This window comes from Rothia sp. HMSC071C12, from assembly GCF_001813895.1.
In the GTDB taxonomy this organism is placed as follows: domain Bacteria; phylum Actinomycetota; class Actinomycetes; order Actinomycetales; family Micrococcaceae; genus Rothia; species Rothia mucilaginosa.
Map to the genome: position 1 here is coordinate 125,463 of NZ_KV814371.1, position 26,212 is coordinate 151,674.

The following is a 26,212-nucleotide window of genomic DNA, read 5'->3' on the forward strand; positions in this document are numbered from 1 at the left end:
GGGGTGGGAGGGGACGTTTCTATATGGGGGGGTATGCCGGTTCTATTTTGAGTTGTGCCCCAAGTTGCACACCGGTTTGCATACAGGTTTGCACACCGAGTCTAATTCTTGTCACTGCGGTGCATATTTTTTGTTATTTTCATTTGAATATCCCTCAAAAGCTCTCTACTTGGGGTTGCGCCTATCGTATACTGTTGTGCATGCCTTCTATCAAGTCTCCTATCGCGAAAGTTTCTCTGACCGGCACAATCCTTGCTGTGGTTGCCGCCGGTTCCTTTGGCATGTACTCCGCAGGAGGCTTCACCGCGCCCGGTAGCACCGCCGCTACCGCTGCTACGGGCGCCGAGCCTACCCAGTCGGCGCAGGAAAGCCCCAGCGAGTCCCCCTCCCCCGAGCCGACTCCGGAACCGACCACCCCGGCGCAGAAGATGGAACGCACCGCGCAGAACGCCTTCGGCAAGGAGGGCGCGCAGGCAACCGGTGAGATTCAGGCGCCGTTCCCCACCTCCGCTGATGCCGCCGACATGCTGGTTCAGCAGTTCAAGGGTGGCGTGGTCATGTACACCCCCAAGTACGGTCCGGTTGCGGTGGAATCCGGCGTCTACGAGCACTGGTGGAAGCAGCGCGGGTACAGCGACTTTGCCGGTTGGGAGGGTCTGCCGGTGAGCTGGCGATCCAAGAAGGGCGTTCTGTACACCAAGTTTGAGAAGGCTGAACTCTACTGGGATAAGGCGAACGGTCTGCCGCGTAACACCAATGTTCTTGGCGCTAAGGATGCCCTGGTGATTGGTGACTCGCAGGTGACCGCAACCTCCTGGGTTGGTTTGGGTCTGAAGCAGGCAGGTTTCGTCCCGTATCTGTTCCGTTGCGGCGGCATCGGTTTTGTGACTGCCCGCGAGGGTGTGTGCCCTTCCTACTATCAGGGTGTGATGGGTGGCCGTTGGGCGCTGCCAAGCGGTAACCCCGGCGTGATTTACCTGGACGCCTCCGGCAATGACATTTACATTCACGAGGATGAGACGAAGGCGCGCGAGCACGTGAACGCTCACCAGACTCAGGTCATTGAGCAGCTGCGACGTATGTACCCGTCGTCGAAGATTGTGTTCGGTGGTGTGGTGTCTATGGATGAGGCGTCTGCACCGGATAAGCAGGTGGCGCATAAGCGTCACGTGGCAAACGAGGTGGCAAGGCAGGGTGCCCGCGAGACCGGCGTGCTGTTCATGGACACCTCGGGCTGGCAGAGCCTCTACCTGGCTGAGGGTGACATGGCTGATGGCGTGCATCTGAAGGAGAAGGCGCACCATAAGCTGGCGGCACCGTTTGCGGCTCGCCTGCGTGAACTGCTCGGCGCTGCGTAAACTGCTCAGCACTGTGTAAACTAACCGCCTAATCAGCCGAGTACATCAGCTTCGATCAACGCATATAGCATTAGAATGAGGCGCCGGGAGGATTGAATCCTTCCGGCGCCTCATTCGTTTGAGTGGGTTACCCACCGCAGCTCTCAAGTTAGTGTGCGGGTTTTATGCCGCGACGTTTGCCTGGCGTTCCTTCGCCTCGGCCTTCTGGTGTGCGAGCACGCCCTCCGCAAGGCGACGCTTCTGACGCTCACGAGCGGCTTCCTTCTCACGCTGCTCGGCAGCCCAGGCGACCGGGTCAATGTCGATCGACTCGTAGTGCCATTCGCCAATGTAGTCGCGAATCGGGGCGACCCAGGTGACGGGAATGCCGCGGCGCAGGTACACCTCGTGGTCGGTGTCTTCAAAAGCGTGGATAATGCGGTTGCCGTCAGCAATCAGGGACTCAATGACGGAGTCCTTCCATGCGGGGCTGTTGGAGCCGTCGTTGCCGGGCTTAGCGAACACGTGCTTGGGTTCCAGACCTGCGCGGGCGATGAACTGGTTCAATTCCTTCATGTAGGTGCCATCGCGGCCGGTAATTACTACGACCTCTGCGCCGGTGTCTGCCGCGATTTCGCGAACACGGTCGGCAATTTCAACATTGACCGTGGCGTTGCGGATGGCCTTGAAGAATCGGCGGTTACTTGCGAAGAAACCGGTCAGGTACTTGTCCATCTGATCTCGGTTGCTGGCAAGGGTACCGTCAATGTCGACTGCAATCAGATCCATATAGGTCTCACTTTCGATCCGTACGGGAAGAATGCGCCTGGTGAGGGCGCGGCGGAAGAGTTCCCGTGCGGTGTGGCTGGTAATCGGTGTGTCAAAGACGCCCCGGTGAAAGGGCGTAGTCTTTCTAGAATACCCTATTTTCGTAAAGTAATGCCCTATCGAATGTCATTATTACAACTACCCTATTGATGTCATACAGCATAGAAAACCGCTGGTGGCGCAGGCAAAGAGCCCACACCACCAGCGTAAAGAGTCTAGAAATGTCTCGAGGAAAGTTAGAGTAGCGAACCGGACCCGCGGCGCACCAGCACCATACCGGCGGGCGCCACAATGCGCAGCCACTCCTCCGAACCAACATGCGCAGCGAACAGCGGCAGATCGCCCGTGAAGCCTTCCGGGATGAAACCAAACACGCGCAGGGCGAATGCCGCGCCGGTCGGTACAAGCACGGTATCGAACTCAGGTAGGTACTCCAGCACCATATCGGAGGACCAAATACGCGAGCGCACCGTAGAAAGCACAGCAGCGCCGGGGTTCTCGGGCAGGGCGCGTTCTACCGCCTCCAGGCCTTCTGCGGTGGCGCGGTGGAACTCTTCAACCGGGACGGTACCAACCTCGTACCAGCCGCTGAGCGGGGCTGACTTGCCAGCCCAGCTGGCGTTGACGGTCACCGGCGGCATGAACAGCACCAGCTGCGGGTTCTCTTCGTTGCTCTGTTCTTCTGCCTGCTTCTGCAGACGCGCCAGACGGTCCAGCAGCGCCTGCGCCTGTACGGTCATGTCCAGGGTGGAGTCAGCCAGCAGGTGCAGGGCACGCAGACCCATAATGACCGGGGTGTCCGAGGAGGCGTCCTCCGGCTCCAGGGAACAGGCGAATACCGCCACCACGTGGCCGCGCGCGGTCAGGCGGATAGCGGCGTCCGGGTTCACCGCCAGGGCGCGAGAAATGTAGGTGGCAAGGTCCTTCACCACTGCGGCACCCTGCGCGCCGCCGGGCAGAATCAGGAAGGGTTCCTCCACGCCTTCGTGGGGGTTGTACTTGAGTTCAATGGGTGCCGCCGCGTTCGGTGCGCTGTTCTGGTCGGGAGCGTTGTCCTGTGCGGTGTCAGGGGTGGTGTCAGACGGCGTAGTCATTTCTGCTCCTTTTCGGCGTTGGCCTGCTCGGTGGCAAGTTGGTGGGTGATATCGTGCGATGGTGTGTTAGGGGAACGTTCCGGATTGTTCATCCAGATCGATAATCCGGGCCGTTGTTCCTAGTCAATGTTCCGAATCAACCTGTCGTGGTTGTCTCAGAGTATGCTCTCCCACTCTACGCCAGAAACCGGTTCATTGAAAACGTGCGAGAATAAAACCATGACCAAGCCCACTGTGACCCAAAACCTCATGCGGATGCTGGACCTCTCCCCCGTGGAGGCGGCGCCCGCTTCCTTCGGTAGTGATGAAGTGTCTACCGGCGTGACGCTCACCCGCGAGCAGCCGCGTACTTTCGGTGGTCAGGTTCTTGCCCAGTCGATTATTGCCGCCGACCGCACGGTGGAGGGCAAGTACATCCACTCGATTCACGCCTATTTTCTGCGTCCCGGCGATATTGAGCGTGAACTGTTCTTTGCCGCTCAGCGTCTGAATGATAGCCGTTCCTTCTCGACCCGCCGCGTGCAGGTGTTCCAGGATGAGGCGCCCATGTTCTCTGCAATTATGTCTTTCCAGGCGGATAGCCGCGGCCCGGAGCACACCGCGGTCACCATGCCGGAGGTTCCGGACCCCGAGTCCCTTCCGAAGGTCAGCGATTATCTGGGCCAGCTCCCCCACCCCATTGCACAGGCGGTAGCGTGGGAACGTCCGATTGATATGCGCCACGTGGATGCGCCCCTGTACACTCAGCCGGATGCCTCCTCGACACAGCCGCGTGCCTGCGTGTGGTTCAAGACCTTTGACCGCCTGGTGCATGCTGATGGTTCTGAGGCGTCGGAGGCGGAGCACCGCGCCGCTATCGCCTACGCTTCGGATTACCTGCCGCTGGAGCCTGCTCTGCGTCGTCACGGCAAGTTCTGGCTGGAACCGGGCCTCAAGAGCGCCTCGCTGGATCACGCGATGTGGTTCCACCGCCCGGCGCGCGCCGACGAGTGGCTGCTGTACGTGCTGGATTCCCCGAGCGCGCAGGGCGGCAGGATGCTCGCGCAGGGTTCGATTTTCAATCGTTCCGGTGAGCTGGTGGCGACCGTGGCGCAGGAAATGATGTTCCGCCTGCCGGAATATCGATAAAGCAGAGCACCGCTAGGACTACCGGAAGGCGTCAGGCGAACCTGGCAGAGCATACAGAAAGACCGTGTGAGGTGGTTGTCTCACACGGTCTTTCTTATGTTCTAGTGTACGGTCTAGAAGCCGTTTGGAAGCTCTTATTTAGCTTCGCCGTCAATCACACCGTCCGGGGAAATGTGCACGGTGCTCTTGGTGCGGCGGGAAACAAAGAAGTCACCCACGAATACCAGACCGGTCACCAGAAGACCCAGTGCTGCCATCCATACTGCCGCCACGCCGTAGATTATCGGGAACAGCACCACGAGCAAGCCCAGAATAAGGGTACCAATAGCAGAGAGCTGCAGGTGGCGTCCGGCGGCGTAGCTCAGGTATTTCACGCCCTGGGCAGTCATCAGACGAATCAGCGCCCACATAATCATCCACGTACCCACAATGGTCGGGATGAAGGTTGCCTGTGCACCCACCGAGGCAGTCAGCAGAATCAGGCCAGCCACCACGGTCAAGATGCCGTCAACCAGGTCCCAGCCGGTACGTGCCTGCTTTGGCGTGCCGAAGTAACGTACCAGTTCAAACACGCCACCAAGCCACACCGAAATGGAGAACACATAACCCAGAACTACCAGCGGAATAGCGGGATTGGCGAACATGTAGATTGCCGCTGCAATCAGCAACAGACCGGTAACCAAGGACATCCAGTTATATTTTGAAAGCATAATGCTCTTCTCTTCGTAATCACATGTGTCAGTTGTACTTACGCACATACCCATTATAAACCGTAAATATGAAGTCCGCCACGATATATCGGTCGCCACTGAGCGAACTATTTCTACCGGCGAACACGCGACCCTCCCCTCGCCAGCACATACAGCAGCCAACGCGCGCAGCATCCAGTACACACAGCGCGTACGGCATCCAGCGCATATGGCATCTAGCGGGCACAGCAAAGCCCCGCATCCCCACGCTTCAACAGCGCAGGAGGCGGGGCTCGCTACCGAACTAAACCCTATCGGGTCAGCTTGCGGTGCACCACGCGGTGCGGCTTGGCGGCCTCGGGGCCGAGGCGCTCAATCTTGTTCTTCTCGTAGGACTCGAAGTTACCCTCGAACCAGTACCACTGATCCGGGTTCTCGTCGGTGCCCTCCCACGCCAGGATATGGGTTGCCACGCGGTCCAGGAACCAACGGTCGTGAGAGACGACCACGGCGCAGCCGGGGAATTCCAGCAGCGCATTTTCCAGGGATGCGAGGGTCTCAACGTCCAGGTCGTTAGTGGGCTCATCGAGCAGCAGCAGGTTACCACCCTGCTTGAGGGTCAGCGCCAGGTTCAGGCGGTTGCGCTCACCACCGGAGAGCACACCCGCCTTCTTCTGCTGGTCCGGGCCCTTGAAGCCGAACGCGGAAACGTACGCACGCGAAGGCATTTCAACGTTGCCGACCTGGATGTAGTCCAGACCGTCAGAGACGACCTCCCAGAGGCTCTTCTCCGGGTCGATGTTCGCGCGGTTCTGGTCAACGTACGAGATCTTCACGGTCTCGCCGACCTTCAGCTCGCCGCCGTCGAGGGGCTCCAGGCCAACGATGGTCTTGAACAGGGTGGACTTACCCACACCGTTCGGACCAATCACACCCACAATGCCGTTACGGGGCAGGGAGAAGGACAGACCGTTAATCAGGGAACGGCCGTCGAAGCCCTTCTGCAGGTTCTCAGCCTCAATAACGACGTTACCCAGGCGGGGTCCCGGAGGAATCTGAATCTCTTCGAAGTCAAGCTTGCGGGTCTTCTCAGCCTCCGCAGCCATCTCCTCGTAGCGTGCCAGACGAGCCTTCGACTTAGCCTGGCGGCCCTTAGCGTTGGAGCGGACCCAGTCCAGTTCCTCGCTCAGGCGCTTAGCGAGCTTAGCGTCCTTCTTGCCCTGAACTTCGAGGCGGGCGCGCTTCTTCTCCAGGTAGGTGGAGTAGTTACCCTCGTAGGGGTACAGGTTACCGCGGTCAACCTCGGCGATCCATTCTGCCACGTGGTCGAGGAAGTAACGGTCGTGGGTAATCGCGATGACGGCACCCTCGTAGGACTGCAGGTGCTGCTCCAGCCAGAGCACGGACTCTGCGTCCAGGTGGTTGGTGGGCTCGTCGAGCAGCAGCAGGTCGGGCTTCTGCAGCAGCAGCTTGCACAGTGCCACGCGGCGGCGCTCACCACCGGAGAGGTGGGTGACGGGCATGTCAGCGGGCGGGCAGCGTAGCGCCTCCATCGCCTGCTCCAGCTGGGAGTCGAGGTCCCATGCGTTAGCGGCGTCGATAGCTTCCTGCAGCTGACCCATTTCTTCCATGAGGGCGTCGAAGTCAGCGTCGGGCTCAGCCATGAGGGCGGAGATTTCGTTGAAGCGGTCCAGCTTGGACTTGATTTCGCCCACGCCTTCTTCAACGTTGCCCAGAACGGTCTTCTCTTCATTCAGCGGCGGCTCCTGCATGAGGATGCCCACACTGTAGCCTGCGGTCAGGCGCGCCTCACCGTTGGAGGGCTGGTCGAGGCCAGCCATGATCTTCAGGATGGTCGACTTACCCGCACCGTTCGGGCCAACCATACCGATCTTGGCGCCGGGGAAGAACGACATCGTCACGTCGTTAAGGATGACCTTGTCGCCCACAGTCTTGCGGGCCTTGATCATCTGATAAATAAATTCAGCCATAGTTACCTATTTTAGCGTGGATTCGGCTGAGGGTACGAGAGTTTTAGGTTGCGTGCTAGGCGGGGTACCGTGCGGGGCACTAGACTCGAAGCTATGAGCACAAACCCCTCCCCCAAAGTTCTGCGGCCCGAGGACCTGGAGCAGACCCTGTACCGCATCGCGCTCGCCATGCCTCTGGCAACCTCCGACCAGCCGTTCGGGCCCGAGCACACGGTGTACCGCATCGGCGGCAAGATGTTCGCCATGTACACGGAGGGTATCGGCTACCCCATTGTGAACCTGAAGACCGACCCGGAAGAGTCGGAGGTGCTGCGGCGCATCTACCCGAGCATTATTCCGGCATGGCACATGAATAAGCGGCACTGGATCTCTGTGGGAGCCGGCGAGGGTGTCACCGAGCGGGTGCTGGAGGAGCTGGTCGAGGATGCGTACCTGCGCGTCATGTACTCGCTGCCCAAGGCGAAGCGGCCAATCGAGTTCCGCGAGCGCCCGGTACCCGAAAAGCACTAGGTACAGGAACGCTAGGTAACGTATAGTCCAAGTCTGGGACGTGTAAAAGTCGGTTTTAAACAGCGGAGCGGGTCAGCTTCGGTCCGGACCACCGAGTTGCTCACCCGCTAAGCAAAGCACTTTTCTATCCGCGGCTGGGAGGGTCATCAACCACGATGAACGCTCGAACCACCAAGCTCCCATCCCATATATTGCGGGGTCCAGTACCATGCACCACTTGTGTGAATACGTGATAGTTGAGTCGGCTCCCCTGCCAGACCTTCCTATGCAGAGGAGGTACTCACACGGGTGCGCTGAATATTCCCTTGAGTGACTCGGCTGTCTCATGCGATGTAACCGAGAGGGGATCGCTGTCCTCGCCCGAACTACCGGCACGGACGAAGTGTGCTCTCGGGAACAATAATAACCTTTTTGCATTAAAGTGTCACTTTCGGATTGAAGGATTTCAGGGGCATTTATTGACCACAATTCAGGTGTTTTATAGCGCCGAACCCACATATCCAACCACCACGAAATACCTGCAGATTTTATGCCCCGAAAAATCAAGGAGGGGCCGCACCGACCCTTCCCTATATCGCCTCCACATGGGCTAATACCCACTTAAAGCAATATGTAGAAAAGTTAGTGCGGCCCCTCACTATTTGAGATAAAAATGAGATAAACCCCTACTCAGAGCGATTACCGGTGGGGTTTACCTATTAATTCCCCAGAGTGACAGGTTACTCGCCGCGACCGGTTACTCGCTGAACTCCACCTTCTCGAAGCTCATGGTGCCATCAGCGTGAGAGACAACAGTATTCGGGTCACGCTCACGACGAGCCGCCGCATACGCATCGTGGCTTGCCTCATCAACCCAGCGGGTCACCACGAAATAGTCGCCGCCCTCATCCAGGGGGCGCCACAGCTCAAAACCCTCAAAGCCGGGGAAAGAGTCAGCGATGTGGCGGGCAGCGGCAAAGCGCTTCTCCAGCTCAGCACGGTTGTCGCCAACGACAGCCAAACGGTGAACCTTAACAACGGACATGTGTCCTCCTTCTGTTGAGTACATGCTTTCAACGATGAAAGCGGGTTACAACCTCGCACCAGCTATAGGTAAGCTATGTTCTTAGCGAGGGTAACCTCAGAATAACGGGTCGCGGGCACAAAAAATAGGGGTTAGCGCCAACTAACAGTTATATGACGCTAACCCCCATTCAGAGAATCACGAGGCACTCACAGGCACCCGTTCGAAGCTTAGGATTCCGGCTGGGTCTGCACGGTATTAGGCTGCACGGTATTAGACTGTGCAGTATCAGGCTGTGCCGCCTGAGCCGCGCTATCAGCCTGCGGTGCGGGGTTCTTCTTCGCCTTCTTCTGAGCCGCCTTCGCCGGGTTCGCAAAATGCACCCCGCGCTCAGCCAAGAAGCGGCGATCCTTCTTATCCCACTGCTCCACCGGGTACGCCTCCAGCAGGTCCGGGCGGCGCTCCAGGGTGCGCTCAATCTGACGGTCACGACGCCAACGCGCAATCGCACCGTGATTACCCGACAGCAGTACCTCCGGCACCTCACGGTCACGCCACACGGCGGGCTTCGTGTACACCGGATACTCCAGCAGACCGCCCGTATGCGACTCTTCCTCCAGGGAGGCGGGGTTACCCATCGCGCCCGGAATCAGGCGGGTGATAGCCTCAATCATCGCCATGACCGCAACCTCACCACCGTAGAGCACGTAATCGCCCAGGGATACGGGCATCACGCGGAAGCTCTCCTGCGCCCAGTCCAGCACACGCTCATCAATGCCCTCGTAGCGCGCCGGAGCGAAGACAATATGCTTCTCCTCCGCCAGCTTGTACGCCATCGCCTGATCGAAAACGGCACCCGCCGGGGACGGGACAATCAGCAGCGGGCGGGTATCAGCGGCGGGTTCGGCGGGCCCAGTGCCCTCAGACTCGGCACCCTCAGACGCATCTTCGGTAGCGGCGTTTAGCGGGGAGGCGGCAAGCACCTCATCCAGCGCCAAACCCCACGGCTCCGCCTTCATCACCATGCCCGCGCCACCGCCGTACGGAGTGTCATCCACCGTGCGGTGACGGTCAAACGTGTACTCACGCAAATCATGCAGGTGCAGATCCACCAGACCCTTCTCGCGTGCCTTACCCAGCAGGGACAGCTTCAGCGGCTCCAGATACTCGGGGAAAATCGTGACCACATCGTAGCGCACGGACTACTCCCCCGCCTGCTCGGTCGCCTGCGCAGAATCCTGCTCAGCGTCCTCGACCAGGTCAATCAAACCCGCCGGAGGGGTCAGCAGCACAAAGCCGGGCTCATCCTCGGTCGAGGGAACCACCTCGGGCACAATCTCCTCAACAAAAGGAATCATGATCTCTTCACCCGCGCCGGAGGCAAGACGCGGCGAACGAGCCAGCTTAATCAGCAACAAATCCTGAACCGGCATGGTCTGCAGACCGGTCACCTTACCCAGCGGCTTACCCACAGCCGGGTTATCCACGGGGCTCTCACCCTCGGGAACGTCCGCCAGCAGGTACACGGGCAGGTTCACCAGCTCCTGCTCGTAGAAGCCCTCTTCATCGCCCTCATCCTCGGGAACCTCGTAAACCAGGCGGCTACCGCGCAGCTCCTCAGCCTGATTGCGGGTAGTCACCTCATCAAAACGGACCACCAGAATCTTCTTGTTCCAGCGGGCACCGGCAACCGTCAGCTCACCGGTAGGCGCCACCGAAGCGGCAGCAGAGCCGGGCTTAAAATTCTCGATACCGAGCACCTCGCCGCGGGCAAAACGCTCCTGCGGGGCATCAGTAAAGAGCTGAACCGTCACCTCACCACGAATACCGTGAGGCTTACCGATACGAGCCACCACAACCTGCATAATTTTCCTCCGCTGGATACAAGCTAAAAACCTACGCCGTGCACGTGCACGGCTCCCACTATTCTACCGGGCACTTAGGACGGGCGCATTCTGCCGTCTCTCTGCTGCCTCTCCCCCGCCTCCACGGCGGCCGGAGCGAGCGCTCGCACGGATAACTCATGCTGATAACTCGCACTGATAACTCACGCAGATAACTCAGACCGAGAAATCGGGTACGCGAAAGCCCCCGCCTTCCGGAAAAATTCCGGGAGCGGGGGCTTCAAGCGTTTACGAGCTAGCGTCGCTTCTTGTCGGTGTCGATAATGTCGATACGCATCGGCTCGCCATCAGAAATAGCGTCCATCACCAGACGGATGCTCTTGGCGGTACGACCGGACCTGCCGATAACTCGGCCCAGGTCATCCGGATGCACGCGGACCTCAAGGGTCTCACGGTGACGCTGAGTGCGCAGGCGCACCTTCACGTCCTCCGGACGATCGACAATCCCTCGAACCAGGTGTTCGAGTGCGTCAGCCAACATGATTACTCAGCTGCTTCCTCAGCCTCAGCCTCGGGAGCTGCTTCCTCAGCAGCCTCTTCAGCCTTCTCAGCCTTGGGGGTGATAGCCTCGGGCAGGATCACGGAACCCTTTTCGGGAACAACGAACTCAGCCTTAGCCTCGACGGGCAGAACCTTGGACTCTGCCTTCTCGCCCTTGAATGCAGCCCAGTCGCCCGAGAGCTTCAGCAGAGCCAGAACCTGCTCGGTCGGCTGTGCGCCGACGGAGAGCCAGTACTGAGCACGCTCAGAGTTGATCTCGATACGCGAGGGGTGCTCGGTCGGGTGGTAAATACCGATCTCTTCGATGGTCTTACCGTCGCGCTTGACGCGCGAATCAGCGATCACGACGCGGTAACGAGGATCGCGGATCTTACCCATACGCTTGAGACGAATCTTAACAGCCACTTTAGTGGTTACTCCTGTTTCATAATTTGGTGCGAGGCACACGGTTCAGCACCCGTGGGGCGGGCCATTCACGGCGCCTCTATGGACACAACGGCGCGCGAAGAGAGGGGTCGCGCGTCGCCGGGTACTCAGCTAGGGTATCAGAGCCCAAGATTTTAAGCTAGCGACACGGAAAAATAATTGCCGCAGGCACCGAACATCACTTTTAAACAGCGTTCTGTGCCCGGTAGCCCCCCTGCGCAACCGCAGTGTAGCCGCTACTAGTCGAGGTTGCTCATCTCCAGAGTCTCCCCCGTCTCCAGGGCGCGGTAGCACTCACGCAGACGCTCCACCATCGACGGGCGCACGTAGCCCTCCAGGTTCTCCGGAGCAACCCACTCATAGGTCACCAGCTCAGCATCCTGCAGGGTAATCTTCGTATCCGCTGCAATCACGCCGCCGTCATACATGTAGTAGGTCGAATCGCCCCACACACCCAGCGACAAGCCGTGGAAAATCAGCAACACACGACCCAGCTTCACATCCAGGCCCAACTCCTCCACAATCTCACGCTCACAACCGGGCTTGGGCGCCTCGCCAGCCTCCACAGTGCCGCCGGGAAGAATCCAGCCGTCCTTATAGTTCGGCTTCACCAGCAGCATCTCACCGCGCTCATTACGAATCAGCGCGCCCGCCGCCAAACGGCGCGTGGGCAAGGTGGCGATAAAAGCCTTCAGCTCTTCATCGCTCAGATAGGAATCCTTCATGGCTTCTTTCCTTTAGCGGTCGGTTTTCTTTGCAGCGCGCTGCCTGATGCTACGCACTATACCCAGGGCACGCTCACGCAGTCCAGAGGGTGCCTGCTCCGTGGACGGGGCGGCATCCTCCACCGTGCGGTAGTGACCCTCACGCAAATCATCAATCAGAGTGCGCTTCTTGGTCGAGGGTTGTTCCGAGGTAGCATCGCCAGGATGCACCAGCTCAGCATCCGCCACCGGGCGGGCATGCTTCTTCATCTGCGTCTGCTCAAATGAACGCAGAACCGTCGGAATCAGAGCCGACTCAACCGTAGCATTCAGCGCAAAGAGTGCCGCGGCCACCGAGAACTTACGGCTCGCCTTACCCTGAGCACGGCGGCGGCGCGCCACATTCGCCAAGGTCAGAGCGATAGCGCTCTGAGCCGTCACATCCGCACCCAGGACAAGACCCACACGGCGGGTCTTCGCACGAATCTGCTCCGAGGTCAGGCGCTTGCGGCGCAAACGAGGCGCGGGACTCTGAGTGGAAGAGCCCTGAGTGGAGGTGGTCTGCGGTGCGGGGGCCTGGGGTGCAGGACTCTGATCTGCAGAGCTTGAGGAAGCATCGGGCACGGTCTCAACGCTCGGGGCTGCTTCGTTCTGAGGTGCGAGCGCGGCAGAAGGCTCGGGAGCCTGCTGGCTTACCTTTGCCTCGTGCGATGCCTGCTCCTCGGTAGGCGAAGAGTCAGCCTCGTGCAGGGCGCTGTCAAGAGACAGGTAACCCTCTTCGGTCTCCACGAAGGAATCCGGCGCAGAGCCCTCCGGCAAACCCATGTGCGTGTACTCGTAGGGGATGTGCGCGTTGTTGAGAGCGTCCATCCACTCGGAGAGGGTCACGCGGCGACCAGTCGCCACCAGGCGGTAGCTACGGTCCAGAGGCGAGGTGTAGCCGCCCGGGTAGGGTTCAATCTCCTCATCGTCAAAAGAAGCATCCTCGGCGGGAGTACTCTCGGAGAAGGTAGCCTCAGCATCAATAGATTCGGTCGCACCGGCGGGCTGTGCGAGCTCCTCATCCTCGTTGCCAAAGACGCGAGCCGTGCTAATCGACGCCACATCAAAACCGGTGGTCGGAACCAGTGCCAGCTCGGTAGGAACATCCAGCAGCTGCAGCACCGACTCGAGCGCCAGGGTGTTGCTCGTATCGCGCAGGTACGCGTTCAGGCGGCGGCCGGTAATGGAATCAGCCTCCACGCCAAACATCGCCATGACATTAGCGATGCCCTGCTCGATTTCGTCCTCATCGGAACCGAAAATCTTTGAGCCCGAAAGCTCCGGGGCGCTACCGGGAAGCTCTGAGAGCAGATCCTCCAGCACGCCGCCAAAGCGGGCGACTTCCTCGCGGCTGAGGGCACGGTTCAGGCGCTTAGGCACGCGCTGCCAGGTGAACTCCTCCACGATGTTCTCGTAGGGTTCACCGAACGCCTCCAGGTACCACTCCTCCTCCGAGTAGGGTTCGCGGGCGGGCTCCTCGTAGACCACCAGGTGCTGCTGGTTCGCGTTGCCCTCAGCAATCAGGGCGTTGCAGTTCAGCAGACCCAGCAGAGCCATGAGGTCCACCGGATCGGCAGAAATGAGGGTCCACTCCCCCGCCGGCGCAGCAACAACCTGCCGAGTACCGGCAGGAAGGTAGGCCAAAAGAAGCCCGGTAATCATGTCAATGGGCAGGTCAACGAGCATGGCGGCGTCACCGTCCACCAGGAACTCCAGCTCGCCCTGTCCACCGGGCAGCTCCTCCCACACGGTCGCCTCACCCTCCAGGGCGGCACCGGTGACCGGCAGATGCTCCACCAGCTGAGCCACATAATCCTCAACGGGGGTACCCACGTGCAGGTGGCCGTCAGCGACCTCCAGCACGTTCATGTAGCCCTCATCGTCCACCGCGCAGAGCACGTAGAGCTGCACCTGGTGCTCACCCATCTCGTAAGCAATCAGCTCCGGGGAGGCGGCGGTCGCCTCAATGAGGGCGGCAATCAGCTCCTCATCGGTGGTGGAACGAGCCATGATGCGGCGGCGCTGAATCTTCTCCTCCAGCTCCATGGTCTGCTCGATACGCTCATTGCGCTGCTTCTCGGCGGTGCGCTCCTCATCCTGGGCGCGCAGGTATTCGGGGCTATCCGACTCACCGGTTCCGGCAGGCGCGGGGGCACCGTCCCACATGTCGGTGAGCTTATCGACGGTCCACTCTTCGCTCTCCAGGGCGGCGGCGAGGCGGTCAACCTTCGTGCGGTCGTTCCAGGCGCGCTGCGTATCGGGGTCTTCCGCCTTCACCTCCTCGTGCATGCTGCGGGCTTCACGAATGAGGTTCAGGATAGTTGCGGCAACATCGTCGACTGCGGGGTCGTCGCTCTCGCTCGAGTAGACGAGGTCGCCAGCCAGTTCGGCGGAGTGCTCACCGTACTCGAGGGCAATACGCGCCCAGACGGGGGTATACCCGGGAAGGATGTTCGAATCATTGTCGAAGTCGCCCGCGAAGTCACCCTCAAGGTAGCCCGCGAAGTTATCTGCAAGTTCATCTGCAGACTCGACGGCAGACTCGCCGGCAGGTTCCTCTACAGCATCATCAGCGAAGGCGCGCTGAGACCACGGCGTGACCTGCTCATTCAGCTGATCATCCGCGTTCTCTCGATCCCAATTCTGCTCATTCTGAGCCATTGATACCTTCCCTTCACACCCATTCATGCACCCAAACCGGGCACCATACCGGTACGGGTGCGCCCCGTCACCACGTGCGCACCCGTACCACCCCTTACCGGGGCTCATATTTGCTCTTACTGCAGGAACTTCTCAAAGCCCTTCGGCAGGTTCATGCTGGACAGATCCATCTCCTGGTTCTGAGCCTGCTGACCGAATGCAGCACCGGCGCGAGCCTGCTGCGCCTTAGCTGCTGCCGCCTCCTGCGCCGCACGCTTCTGCGGGTTGCCGGAGCGAGCCTTCTTCTTCTTGTTGCTCTTCGCGTTCTTACGAGCGCCACCCGCCGCAGCCGCCATACCGGGCATCTGCATACCACCGGGCATGCCGGGCATCTTGCCCGAAGCGAGCTTCTTCATCATCTTCTGAGCCTGAGCGAAACGCTCCATCAGCTGGTTCACCTCAGACACGGTCACACCCGCACCCTTAGCGATACGGGCACGGCGAGAACCATTAATGATGCGCGGAGCCACACGCTCATGCGGGGTCATGGAGCGAACAATCGCCTCCACGCGGTCAATCTCGCGCTCGTCAAAAGCCTCAAGCTGCTGACGCATCTGAGCCGCACCGGGCATCATCATGAGCAGCTTCTTCATGGAACCAAGCTTACGAATCTGCTGCATCTGAGCCAGGAAGTCCTCAAAAGTGAAGTCTTCCTGATCGATGAACTTCTTCGCCATGCGGTCGGCTTCAGCCTTATCCCACTGAGCTTCAGCCTGCTCAATCAGAGTCAGGATGTCACCCATATCCAGGATGCGGCTTGCCATACGGTCCGGGTGGAACTGCTCAAAGTCAGTGACGTTCTCACCAGTGGACGCGAACATAATCGGCTTGCCGGTCACCGAAGCCACCGACAGCGCTGCACCACCGCGGGCGTCACCATCAAGCTTAGACAGGACCACACCGGTGAAGTCCACGCCCTCGTTGAATGCGTTAGCGGTGTTCACAGCGTCCTGACCGATCATCGCATCGATAACGAACAGAACTTCGTGCGGCTCAATAGCGTCACGAATGTTACGTGCCTGCTGCATGAGCTCAGCGTCAACACCCAGACGACCCGCGGTATCGACAATCACCACGTCGTGCAGCTTAGCGCGAGCCTCAGCCACACCGTCACGTGCCACCTGCACGGGATCGCCGGTGGGTACGTCAAACTCGCTGGTCACACCGGGGTGCGGCGCGTACACGGGCACGCCCGCACGCTCACCAACAACCTTCAGCTGGGTCACCGCGTTAGGGCGCTGCAGGTCGGATGCAATCAGCATCGGGGTGTGACCTTGGCCCTTCAACCAGTGAGCCAGCTTGCCCGCCAGGGTGGTCTTACCGGCACCCTGCAGACCCGCCAGCATGATGATGGTCGGGCCGCTCTTCGCCATGTTGATGCGGCGGGTCGAACCGCCGAGGATGCTCACCAGCTCCTCGTTCACGATCTTGACGATCTGCTGGGAGGGGTTCAGCGCCTCGGAAACTTCCGCACCAAGAGCGCGTTCCTTCACGTGGGCGGTAAATTCGCGGACCACGGGGACGGCGACGTCAGCGTCGAGCAGGGCGCGGCGGATTTCGCGGACGGTTGCATCAATGTCTGCCTCGGAGAGGCGGCCCTTGCCGCGCAGGTTCTTAAAAGTTGCCGTCAAGCGGTCGGAGAGAGAATTGAACACGAGCCGTGATCACTTTCTTAACGTTGAGGTGGCCCCCAGCCGCGAAGGCGAACGGGGATGGTTAGTCAGTCTTTAAGGATACAGGATGCGCGCTTTCTCCCCCGCCTCCACCTGTGGATAAGTGGCACCGGTTCACCCTGAGCTCAGGATTTACACTCAACGTCCCCTCCCGCACCCCTCAGCAAATGTGTGGCAGGTACCAGACTTACCCCCTCATAGAGGCGCGACAGAAACCCTCAGTAGATGTTCCGCGCCCCGCCTCAGCCTGCTCAACACGTCCGATAGATTAGATTTTCTAGACAGCCTGGGTTAGAATTCTAAAGGTGTTACGCACAAATGCGTGATACGCCCGAGTGGCGGAATTGGCAGACGCGCCTGACTCAAAATCAGGTTCTTCGGAGTGTGGGTTCGAGTCCCACCTCGGGCACCAACGCAAAAGCGGCGGGAAAGCCTCAAGCTTTCCCGCCGCTTTTCTGTATCCGCTTATACGCCGCCCGCTGACCGGATGAGGCCCTACACAGACACAAAACCGCCGCCCGGCCGTGAATTCACGACCGGGCGGCGGTTCTACATACCGAGCGTACAAGCGAAGGATTACCCTCAGCTACGCATCGGAAAGATTGGTAAACGGCTTAGCGCTTGACCTCGTTCTCCTCGTAAGGACGCAGAGCCTCGCGCTCGCCCTCAGCACCGTAGACGCGGTGTACCTGAACCATGTTGGTGGTACCTGCGCGACCTGCGGGAGCACCGGCAGCAACGACGACCAGGTCGCCAGCTTCTGCCAGATTATTCTTCAGCAGGTACTCGTCCACGAAGTGGAACAGACCTTCCTGATCGGTGATCATCTCAACCTGCTCAGCCTCAACGCCCCACAACATGGACAGGAAGGAGCGAACCTTCGAGCTGGTGGTGAACGCGACAATCGGGGTCTCGGGACGCAGACGTGCCAGACGACGTGCGGAGTCACCGGACTGGGTGAAGGTTACGATGAGCTTTGCGTCCAGCTGGTCAGCGATGTTCACTGCTGCGCGGGTGATTGCGCCACCGCGGGTGCGGGGCTTGCGGTCCAGCTCGGGCACGCGGTACAGGCCACCCTTTTCGGTATCCTGAACGATTGCAGCCATAGCCTGCAGGGTCAGGATCGGGTACTTACCGACCGAGGTCTCACCGGAGAGCATCACAGCGTCTGCACCGTCGAGGATTGCGTTAGCGCAGTCAGAAACCTCTGCACGGGTGGGGACGGGGTTGTCGGTCATGGACTCGAGCACCTGGGTTGCCACGATGACGGGCTTTGCCCAGCGGCGTGCCATGTCGATTGCCTTCTTCTGGACGAGGGGAACCTCGGAGAAGGGCAGCTCAACACCGAGGTCACCACGAGCGACCATGATGCCGTCGAACTTGTCGATGATGTCCTGCAGGTTCTCAACTGCCTGGGGCTTCTCGATCTTGGCGATGACGGGTACGCGGATACCCTCTTCGTCCATGATCTTGTGGACGGGGTCAACGTCTGCACCGGTACGAACGAAGGAGAGCGCAATAATGTCTGCACCCATCTTCAGTGCGAAGCGCAGATCGTTTGCGTCCTTCTCGGTCAGCGCGGGCAGGGAGACTGCTGCGCCGGGCAGGTTGATGCCCTTGTTGTTGGAGATCGGGCCACCGACGACCACGCGGGTGCGAACGCGGGTGGGAGTTACCTCAATAGCTTCGAGGCGAATCTTGCCGTCGTCGAGCAGGAGCTTGTCGCCGAGCTTTACGTCGCCGGGCAGACCCTTGTAGGTGGTGCCACAGATTTCTGCGGTACCTTCAACGTCTTCGGAGGTGATGGTGAAGTCTGCGCCGGGCTCAAGGTATTCCTTGCCGTTTGCGAAACGCTCGAGGCGAATCTTGGGGCCCTGCAGGTCGGCGAGGATAGCAACGTCCTTACCGAGCTTTGCAGACTGGTCACGGATGGTGTCGTAGCGTGCCTGGTGCTCGGCGTGGTCACCGTGGCTCATGTTCAGACGGGCGACGTTCAGGCCAGCCTTGATTGCCTCGGAGATCTTCTCGGGGGACTCGATTGCCGGACCGATGGTTGCAACGATTTTTGCGCGCCTCATGTACCTAACCTTTGTGTGTTGTTTCATGTGGCCCCTGAGGGCTCACACTGATTTTCCGGGGAAGACTAATGTCAAATTCCCAATTATTCCCACGTGTTCTAACAGGTAACCACATGCCGGATGCGTGGGACTCTTTCTCAATTATAGGGGTTTTGCGCCCTCTTGGGTATGCTTCTCCCAACTCTTTCCACCGAAGAAATTGTGTTTCACGTCGCATTTTGAACGCCACCCCTCTTCCATCGAACACGCCACAGAAAGTCGATTTTCACCCCCACCACCCCCGCCTCGCCCGGAAAGTAAATTAGGGTGCTTTTTACCCATATCTAGCCAGTACTGCGCAATATTTAGTCTCGTTCGAGAACATTCGAGCATATTTCAAAAACATAGAGACACTCAGAGTGGGCTATGAGAAGATAGATGGGGCATCCAAAAGCTGGGCGATTTCACATTTTCGCGCGCCTAGCCTATATTGGAACCCATAATTAGTATTTGAAATGCGAAATATATCTGGAAGGTTCACAGATGACTACTCGCGTGCTGATTATCTTCGGCTCCACCTACGGCTACACCGAACAGTACGCCACCTGGCTGGCAGAAGATCTGCGTGCACTCCCGCAGGCCCCCGAGGTTGAGACTGTCCCCGCCTCCAAGGTCACCCCCGAGCAGGCTGAGGCATTCGACGCTTTCGTCATTGCCGGCAGCGACTACGGTGGATTCCTCAACGGCGCACCGGCACTTCGCAAGAAGATTCTGCCGATTATTGCGCCCAAGAAGAACCGCACCGCATTCTTCACCGTCTCCTTCACCGGTGAATACTCCAAGAAGCTGCTGGACAAGGCCGTCGCCAAGAGCTACACCCCCGAACTGACCGAAGGTCGCCCCGTCTACCACCTGCGTGGCGGCATCGACTTCGACAAGATTTCGCTGGCTCACAAGACCGCCCTGAAGGGCCCGGTGCGCGCATGGCTCATGGCTAACCCGCACCCGAACGAGGGTATTCAGCAGATGCTCGAATGCTACAAGACCGGCAAGGCTGAGTACATCGATCGCGAGACCCTCAAGCCGCTGGTCGAGGACATCGCAAAGTTCCTCTAAGCCTTTCGGGAAACACAAGCTTTCGCCTCTTCCCACCCGTCTCTTTCAGCCGGACATCAGAACCTGAAGGAGCGGGCGGGAAGAGCCGAGATAAACGTGCCAACAGGCACCATATACGTGGTCGATGACTCTTCATCTCTCCTGCATCGACCATGCAACTCCGGGTGCCGGTGCGAGGCCGCGCCAGATACAGTACCCGGAACATGAGGGGTGGGTCTTTGTGTGTGCGGCCCACCCCTTTCCTTATGCCCGCAAGCCAAAGCCCCTGCAGCGTCCCCTCCGACAGAGCAGTCCACAGAATGAAATTCGCAATGCCCCGGCGTGTCACCCACCTAAAATTTTTCGCAAAAAACTGAGCCCATAAATGCACCGACAAGCCGCAAAACTAAACAGGTCCCCCAAAGACCCCAAATTACTGTGCACTCTGCGAAAGATATGCCGCCAGAATGACATGCCAAATCATTGCGCACAGCGGTGCAGGTACCGTACGCTGTTAGCTGTGTCAGCCGCTTGACATACCCGGCAGCCGACACACACATCACTTCAACTACCCCACATATTCACTCGTGTCAGAAGCCCCCACACAGGGCCACATCGACACATCCACCTCTCAAACACAGGCAAAATCTATGAAGAAACTCCAGACTGCCGCACGCTCCGCGGCAGCCCGCTCCATCATGGCGTCCGCAGGTGCACTCTCCCTCGTCGCCGCATCCCTCACCTCCGTTCCCGCAGCCTTCGCCGCCCCCAGCGCGAGCGCAGCCACAGAGGTCAACCTCGGCGCATCCTACGAGGAGCTCAGCTACGCCCCCGCCCCGGATGCATCCCTGGTCGAACGCTCCAACCCCGCCATGGGTGCGGGCGAGCGCGAACGACTGGGCACCGCGAACGCACGCACCGGAGCCACCTCCCCCGCTTCTACCGCAACTCTGAGCGGTATTTCCGCGACCCAGAGCTCCGCGCAGGGTCTGGGAGCTGGTCGAGCTCCGGCAGCCGGTCAGGCACTGGCACCCGGTCAAGCGCTGGCACAGGGCCGCTCCGCATGGACCCCGAGCGGCGGCACCCTCGGCATGGATGTCTCCTCGCACCAGCAGAACGTGGACTGGGCGAGCGCCTACGCCGCAGGTTCCCGCTTCGCCTACGTGAAGGCAACCGAGGGCGGCTACTACACCAACCCCTACTTCGGTCAGCAGTACAACGGTTCGGCACAGGTCGGCATGGTGCGCGGCGCCTACCACTTCGCAAACCCCCGCACCTCCTCGGGCGCCGATCAGGCACGCTACTTCGTGCAGAATGGTGGCGCGTGGACTGCCGACGGCAAGACCCTGCCCGGCCTGCTGGACATCGAGTTCAACCCCTACCCCGCCTACGGCAACACCTGCTACAACATGACCCCGGCGCAGCTGACCGCTTGGACCCGCGACTTCGTGGACACCTACCGTTCGCTGACCGGGCGCAACCCCATGGTGTACACTGCAACCTCCTGGTGGTCGCAGTGCGTGGGTTCGCAACAGTTCGGCACCCTGCCGCTGCATCTGGCGAGTTACTCCACCGTGGTCGGCGCAATTCCGGCAGGATGGAGTGGCTACGACATTTGGCAGTTCACTGACTCGGGCCCGTTCGTGGGTGACTCGAACTTCTTCCCCGGCACCGTGAACGATCTGAAGGTTCTGGCAAAGAACCCCAACGCGGTGCACCGCAACTGGTCGAACGGCCAGGATCGCGCGGTTGAGGACCGTGCGGCAGAAGACCGCGCCGCTCAGGATTCGAACGTGGTGACCACCGCGACCGGTTCGATTGATATTCGTACCGGTATCGGTAACTTCTGGAATAAGAACCGATCCTTCTACGGCGACCCGATCGGTACCGAGTACACCCTGACCAACGGCGTGTATGCGCAGAAGTTCACCAACGGCAAGACCATCTACTGGACGAACTCTCACGGTTCGCACTGGCTGGTCACCAACGGCGGCCTGGATCATAAGTTCCGCTCGGACGTGGCACGATTCCGCGGCCTGACCACCGACGAGGAAACCCGCTCCGACACCATCGCGGTCTCTTTCGCCAACGGTGAGGGTGCCTACTGGTCTGCCGCTACCGGCACCCACATCATCAATGAGCGCGGCTCCATCTACGCGACCTGGCGTGCAGCTGGCATGAGGGGCGTGCCCACCACCGACGAGCAGAACCTGGGCAACAGCCTCATCAAACAGGAATTCACCGGCAGCACCACCTACGTGTGGTCCGCACAGACCGGCACCCACCGCCTGCACACCGGCGGCGCGTTCTACCACCGCTTCCTGCAGCACCGCGGCACCTGGGGTGCACCGGTGACCGACGAAACCGCCACCTCCACGGGTGCTCAGGTGCGATTCGCCTCCGGCAAGGTGCTGCTCTGGTCGGATGCGTACGGTGCGTACGAGACCAACGGTAACGGCGCAATCTTCAAGCACTGGGAGAAGAATACCGCCCGTTACGGTGCGGCACGCGGTGACGAATCCTACGTGAACGGCGTGTACTACATGGACTTTGAGCGCGGCACAATCCGCTGGACCGCGCAGCGTGGCATCTACTCATAACGCGGCAACTGCTCAACCATAAAACGCGCATATAAAAACGAGGGGCACCTGACAGAGGTGCCCCTCGTTCTTTTGCCACAGGGCGCATCTTCTGAACAACACAAAAATCAAGATGCGTTCTGCAGCGGGTGGGTTACCGAGTGAGTAGAGAACCCGGCTATGTTACCCGTGCCGGCAGGTAAATTTAGCCGTGGCGGTAAGAGTCGCCACGAAGTCATGCAATGTCCTAAAAGCCCCGGATTAGTGTGGCGGACATAGTCCCCATTGACCATGTCCGTGGGGCCCACACTAATCGTTGGTGAGACCTCACCCCGAAGGTGTCTAGAGGGGCGCCTGACCGGAAGTAAGGACTCAACGGTGAATAACGGCACGGTACGAAGATGCTGAAATTCACCCGGGTATGGCGTTCCGTAAGAAGGAATCGATATCTAGGAGGGCCGAAACCTTCACGCGTCATATCCCGTTACATATAGAGTAGGTGCAGGCGCGCGCGAAACCTATCTCTTCGGCAAATATTACGCTTCAACCAGTGGTTGAATGTTTACAATACAAATATGCACTTTGAGGTCTTTAGATGTCAAACAAAGCATACTATTGCGTTAGTTTAGTGCGAATTTTGAGATAATCCACCGGATATTTCAAAATAAATTCCCACATATATTACGTTTAGGTGCATTGCACTCACAGAGGTTTCAGGGCGCTGACGATAACGGCTCTCAAAAACTCGGCAACTCTGCAACACCGCATTAAAAACACTAAGGCGCACCCCGCGTCGTATGCACAGCAGAAAGAGTACCCCTACTCCCCCGCCACACGGGATGCGCCTTAGGCGCTATAACCATCGAAGCTACCGGCAGGACCTCAGCCGAGTGAGACCTTAAAGCCCCGCCGGGCGCCTCGACCCATCCGCCAGCTTAGAGGCTAGCGAAGTCCAGAACCATACGGCCGGTAATCTTACCCGCCGCCATTTCCTCGAAGACAGCCGGTGCCTCGTCAACCTCACGCAGCTGAACCACCGGAACCACGATGCCGTCAGCACCGAACTGGAATGCCTCCGCCAGATCCTGACGGGTACCCACCAGGGAGCCCACCACGCGGATGCCGTCCAGAATAATCTTCACAATGGACAGCTCCATCATCTCCGAGGGCAGACCAACAGCCACCACGGAACCGCCCGCGCGTACCGACTCAACAGCCTGGTTGAACGCAACCTTCGACACTGCGGTCACCACGGCAGCGTGAGCGCCACCGCCGGTCAGCTCGCGAATACGAGCCGGAACATCCTCAACCTCACGACCGTTGATGACATGGTCAGCACCGGTCTCACGAGCCAGAGCCAGCTTGTCATCGTTGATGTCAACGGCGATAACCTTCGCGCCGAAAACCTTCTTAGCGTACTGAACAGCCAGGTTACCCAGACCGCCAGCACCGTAAGCAACCAGCCACTGACCCGGGCGAACCAGCGACTCCTTGATTGCCTTGTAAGTGGTCACACCAGCGCAGGTAATGGAGCTAGCCTGTGCCGGGTCCAGACCCTCGGGCACCTTCACCGCGTAGTCAGCGGTCACCAGGGTGTACTCGCTCATGCCGCCGTCAACCGAGTAGCCTGCGTTCTTCACCGAACGGCACAGGGTCTCACGACCCGAGGTGCAGTACTCACAGTGACCGCAGCCCTCGAAGAACCAAGCCACCGACACGCGGTCGCCTTCCTTCAGGGACTCAACGCCCTCGCCAACCTTGACGACACGACCGATGCCCTCGTGGCCCAGAATACGACCCGGAACCTCACCGAAGTCACCGGAAGCCACGTGCAGGTCAGTGTGGCACACACCCGAGTACTCAATCTTCACGAGCGCCTGACCGTGACCGACAGCAGGAACGGGAACCTCACGGACAACAACCGAACCGTCAACCTTCTCAGGAACAACAACAGCCTTCATGGTTTCCTTGCACATGACCTAAAACTCCTTAGTCATTGGTTGCCGCGCTCGGACCCTATACCTAGCGGGGCGGGCGCGCGTATTCTTTACATTTCCACCGTAAAATGATGAGCCGCCAATCTAAAGGACTATCCCCGAATATGACAGAGGGGTTATTTAGGGGTCAGCACGCGAGCAAGGATGAGCTTTCGATAAGGTCTATTCCGACCAATGCGCTAAACCGCCAAAGGTTGATATGACGCTATGACGAAGCAACACAGAAGATGAGAATGCCTCCCAAACCAGTAGCTTGGGAGGCATTCAGAAAAAATTTAAATATTAAGTTTGAGGCGCATACCACCCTAAAGAAAGGGTTCAATCTGCACCTATACGATTCCTAACGGATCTCAGTAGCTCTGCGCGGCAGCCTAGAAGCAGAAAGCAACCTCAATATAGCCGGCACCGCGCTCACCCGGACCATTCGGAGCGTTCAACGCCCAACCCAGATCCGTCACACGCACCGTAGTATCCATGAACGTACCGCCGCCAGCGCCACCGCCAGCCAGCTGCACCGAACCCACTGCATAGCGGGCACGAGCCGCATCATTATTCCACTTCTGCGACACCACACGAGCCGAAACGCTCAACGCAGCACCGGAACCGCCGCCGCCATAACCGGCGCCACCGCCTCCAGAAACCACCGACTGGTAGCCGTTAAACAGCTCGCCAGCGTTCGACGGGCGGTTATCGGTACCCTCCGGAGTCTGATCCCACTGGTACGAATAGCTCGCCACACCATCGGCGCCCTTCGCACGGAAACCGCTCGCACCCACCGCACCGGCAGTCGCAGTGCTCACCAGCTTCTGGGTGGAGGTGCTCGAAAAACCAATCACCGAACCATCGGTGGTCGGCGGGTCCAGCTTCTCGCCGCCAGCACCGCCCACACCACCGGCAGCACCCGAACCCGGGTTCACCGTCAGAATCGGCTCAGACTGCACCTCGTACGAGGTGAAACCAACAAAACCGGGCGAACCGTCGCCGTCACCCGAACCAGCGCCGCCACCGGTGCTGAACTGGTGCTCGCCGCCGGAGCTATCGAGCGAATAGTGCGCGGTCGGGCGCACAGCACCCGCATTCGCGGGGTTCGGCAGAACCGTCGCATACGACGCCAGCACACCGGCACCGCCGCCACCACCGGCAACAATCATCGGCACGCCGTCCACCTCAATAGCGGACGAGCCACCGCCGGACGCCGAATACAGCACAGCGCTCATGCCGCCGCGACCGGTCACGCCGCCAGAAATGCGGGTCAGGTTATTGATCGCAGAAACCACGTTCGCGGGAACCGGCGAAGAAGCCTTCGACGAGCCGCCCACGCCGTAGCCGTCGCCGCCCTCAGCGGGCTTCAGCTCACCATTACCGATACCGCCCGAGCCGGCAGTCAGAGTAATAGTCTGGCCGCCGCGCACAGCCATAGAGCCCTCAACCATGGCGCCGGAACCAGCATCAGCCACAGTGTAGTTCGTGCCGCCAGCACCGCCCACAGCCACAAAACGCATACGCTTAGCACCCGGAGGAACCGTCAGCACGGCAACCTTCTTCACACCGTCACCGGCGGTAATCGTCGTCGAATCCTCAAAGGGGCCGGTGCACTCGCCTTCCTCATCAGACGCCGCATACGCCGGAATCACCGACGACGCCACCACAACCGGGGCAGCCCACGCCGCGCCAGCCACCAGGCGGCGACGCGACAGACCAGGACGGGAAGAAGAAGGAGAAATGGGGCGCGAAGAATCGCCAGAAGAAGAGCTCACGATAAAAATCCTGTAGTTGAGTGGGTGTTTCTAAACGCAGACGCGGCAGGCACCATCGCTCGAAGAGTTTCATACTTCAAAGAGCCTCATACTCCACAGAGCTTCGTATTCCTCATGGGCACCCGCCACACGCAGTATCTCTATTATGCCTTCTCAGCGACCCAAATCCGTACAGGGCGCCAGCACACGCCAGCTGA

At 59.7% G+C, this 26,212-nt stretch carries 20 protein-coding genes and 1 tRNA gene; 6 read left to right on the forward strand and 15 right to left on the reverse strand.

The window, feature by feature from the left end; translation table 11 throughout:
• The first annotated feature begins 200 nt into the window (after positions 1 to 200).
• Positions 201 to 1,358, forward strand: coding sequence for an SGNH/GDSL hydrolase family protein (locus HMPREF2942_RS03825; RefSeq protein ID WP_239669207.1), 1,158 nt, complete (start codon positions 201 to 203; stop codon positions 1,356 to 1,358).
• A gap of 162 nt (positions 1,359 to 1,520) precedes the next feature.
• Here the strand turns inward: HMPREF2942_RS03825 and HMPREF2942_RS03830 are convergent, their stop codons facing one another.
• Together HMPREF2942_RS03830 and HMPREF2942_RS03835 are read right to left on the reverse strand one after the other, a co-directional pair.
• The gene (locus HMPREF2942_RS03830; protein WP_005508133.1) at positions 1,521 to 2,126 is read right to left on the reverse strand and encodes a phosphatase domain-containing protein; all 606 of its coding nucleotides are present in this window, start codon (positions 2,124 to 2,126) and stop codon (positions 1,521 to 1,523) included.
• A gap of 275 nt (positions 2,127 to 2,401) precedes the next feature.
• Positions 2,402 to 3,259: a DUF8185 domain-containing protein gene (locus tag HMPREF2942_RS03835; RefSeq protein WP_070688437.1), complete on the reverse strand. Its 858-nt coding sequence runs from the start codon at positions 3,257 to 3,259 to the stop codon at positions 2,402 to 2,404.
• Positions 3,260 to 3,478: 219 nt separating this feature from the next.
• Here HMPREF2942_RS03835 and HMPREF2942_RS03840 point away from each other — a divergent pair, with 219 nt between their 5' ends.
• Positions 3,479 to 4,387, forward strand: a complete 909-nt coding sequence (locus HMPREF2942_RS03840; RefSeq protein WP_049352423.1) for an acyl-CoA thioesterase — start codon at positions 3,479 to 3,481, stop codon at positions 4,385 to 4,387.
• Between the two features lie 134 nt (positions 4,388 to 4,521).
• Here the strand turns inward: HMPREF2942_RS03840 and HMPREF2942_RS03845 are convergent, their stop codons facing one another.
• On the reverse strand, positions 4,522 to 5,097 hold the full coding sequence (locus tag HMPREF2942_RS03845) for an HdeD family acid-resistance protein (RefSeq protein ID WP_135007788.1): 576 nt from the start codon (positions 5,095 to 5,097) through the stop codon (positions 4,522 to 4,524).
• A 290-nt stretch (positions 5,098 to 5,387) separates the two neighbouring features.
• Positions 5,388 to 7,067 carry an energy-dependent translational throttle protein EttA gene (gene ettA / locus HMPREF2942_RS03850; RefSeq protein ID WP_005505699.1) on the reverse strand — a complete coding sequence of 560 codons (1,680 nt, stop codon included), beginning with the start codon at positions 7,065 to 7,067 and terminating at the stop codon, positions 5,388 to 5,390.
• 93 nt (positions 7,068 to 7,160) lie between these two features.
• Between ettA and HMPREF2942_RS03855 the strand changes: the two genes are divergently transcribed.
• Positions 7,161 to 7,577, forward strand: a complete 417-nt coding sequence (locus HMPREF2942_RS03855) for an MmcQ/YjbR family DNA-binding protein (protein ID WP_070634722.1) — start codon at positions 7,161 to 7,163, stop codon at positions 7,575 to 7,577.
• Positions 7,578 to 8,313: 736 nt separating this feature from the next.
• On the opposite strand, the gene HMPREF2942_RS03860 is transcribed toward HMPREF2942_RS03855, so the two are convergent.
• The 8 genes from HMPREF2942_RS03860 to ffh all read right to left on the reverse strand — a co-directional run bounded on the left by HMPREF2942_RS03860 (position 8,314) and on the right by ffh (position 16,512).
• On the reverse strand, positions 8,314 to 8,601 hold the full coding sequence (locus HMPREF2942_RS03860) for an antibiotic biosynthesis monooxygenase family protein (RefSeq protein ID WP_005505695.1): 288 nt from the start codon (positions 8,599 to 8,601) through the stop codon (positions 8,314 to 8,316).
• A gap of 209 nt (positions 8,602 to 8,810) precedes the next feature.
• Positions 8,811 to 9,779: a tRNA (guanosine(37)-N1)-methyltransferase TrmD gene (gene trmD, locus HMPREF2942_RS03865; protein ID WP_070688438.1), complete on the reverse strand. Its 969-nt coding sequence runs from the start codon at positions 9,777 to 9,779 to the stop codon at positions 8,811 to 8,813.
• A 3-nt stretch (positions 9,780 to 9,782) separates the two neighbouring features.
• The gene (gene rimM, locus HMPREF2942_RS03870; RefSeq protein WP_005505693.1) at positions 9,783 to 10,445 is read right to left on the reverse strand and encodes a ribosome maturation factor RimM; all 663 of its coding nucleotides are present in this window, start codon (positions 10,443 to 10,445) and stop codon (positions 9,783 to 9,785) included.
• A gap of 274 nt (positions 10,446 to 10,719) precedes the next feature.
• A complete protein-coding gene (locus HMPREF2942_RS03875; RefSeq protein ID WP_005505691.1) occupies positions 10,720 to 10,965 on the reverse strand; it encodes an RNA-binding protein in 246 nt (81 codons plus the stop codon).
• A 2-nt stretch (positions 10,966 to 10,967) separates the two neighbouring features.
• Positions 10,968 to 11,390: a 30S ribosomal protein S16 gene (gene rpsP / locus HMPREF2942_RS03880; protein ID WP_005505689.1), complete on the reverse strand. Its 423-nt coding sequence runs from the start codon at positions 11,388 to 11,390 to the stop codon at positions 10,968 to 10,970.
• Positions 11,391 to 11,650: 260 nt separating this feature from the next.
• Positions 11,651 to 12,136 (reverse strand): NUDIX domain-containing protein, encoded by a 486-nt coding sequence (locus HMPREF2942_RS03885; RefSeq protein WP_012903358.1) that lies wholly within the window; start codon positions 12,134 to 12,136, stop codon positions 11,651 to 11,653.
• A gap of 12 nt (positions 12,137 to 12,148) precedes the next feature.
• The gene (locus HMPREF2942_RS03890) at positions 12,149 to 14,818 is read right to left on the reverse strand and encodes a hypothetical protein (protein WP_070688439.1); all 2,670 of its coding nucleotides are present in this window, start codon (positions 14,816 to 14,818) and stop codon (positions 12,149 to 12,151) included.
• Between the two features lie 116 nt (positions 14,819 to 14,934).
• Positions 14,935 to 16,512 carry a signal recognition particle protein gene (gene ffh / locus HMPREF2942_RS03895; RefSeq protein ID WP_070634727.1) on the reverse strand — a complete coding sequence of 526 codons (1,578 nt, stop codon included), beginning with the start codon at positions 16,510 to 16,512 and terminating at the stop codon, positions 14,935 to 14,937.
• 347 nt (positions 16,513 to 16,859) lie between these two features.
• Between ffh and HMPREF2942_RS03900 the strand changes: the two genes are divergently transcribed.
• Positions 16,860 to 16,942: transfer RNA gene (locus HMPREF2942_RS03900), tRNA-Leu, on the forward strand.
• Positions 16,943 to 17,144: 202 nt separating this feature from the next.
• On the opposite strand, the gene pyk is transcribed toward HMPREF2942_RS03900, so the two are convergent.
• The gene (gene pyk / locus HMPREF2942_RS03905; protein ID WP_070634728.1) at positions 17,145 to 18,608 is read right to left on the reverse strand and encodes a pyruvate kinase; all 1,464 of its coding nucleotides are present in this window, start codon (positions 18,606 to 18,608) and stop codon (positions 17,145 to 17,147) included.
• A gap of 522 nt (positions 18,609 to 19,130) precedes the next feature.
• Here pyk and HMPREF2942_RS03910 point away from each other — a divergent pair.
• Together HMPREF2942_RS03910 and HMPREF2942_RS03915 are read left to right on the forward strand one after the other, a co-directional pair.
• Entirely contained in the window at positions 19,131 to 19,703 is a 573-nt protein-coding gene (locus HMPREF2942_RS03910; RefSeq protein ID WP_049327782.1) for a flavodoxin domain-containing protein, read from the forward strand.
• 629 nt (positions 19,704 to 20,332) lie between these two features.
• Entirely contained in the window at positions 20,333 to 22,282 is a 1,950-nt protein-coding gene (locus HMPREF2942_RS03915; RefSeq protein WP_070688440.1) for a GH25 family lysozyme, read from the forward strand.
• 914 nt (positions 22,283 to 23,196) lie between these two features.
• On the opposite strand, the gene adhP is transcribed toward HMPREF2942_RS03915, so the two are convergent.
• Both adhP and HMPREF2942_RS03925 read right to left on the reverse strand, forming a co-directional pair.
• The gene (gene adhP, locus HMPREF2942_RS03920) at positions 23,197 to 24,237 is read right to left on the reverse strand and encodes an alcohol dehydrogenase AdhP (protein ID WP_012903352.1); all 1,041 of its coding nucleotides are present in this window, start codon (positions 24,235 to 24,237) and stop codon (positions 23,197 to 23,199) included.
• 392 nt (positions 24,238 to 24,629) lie between these two features.
• Positions 24,630 to 26,015: a phosphoenolpyruvate synthase gene (locus HMPREF2942_RS03925; RefSeq protein WP_070688441.1), complete on the reverse strand. Its 1,386-nt coding sequence runs from the start codon at positions 26,013 to 26,015 to the stop codon at positions 24,630 to 24,632.
• Between the last annotated feature and the right edge of the window lie 197 nt (positions 26,016 to 26,212).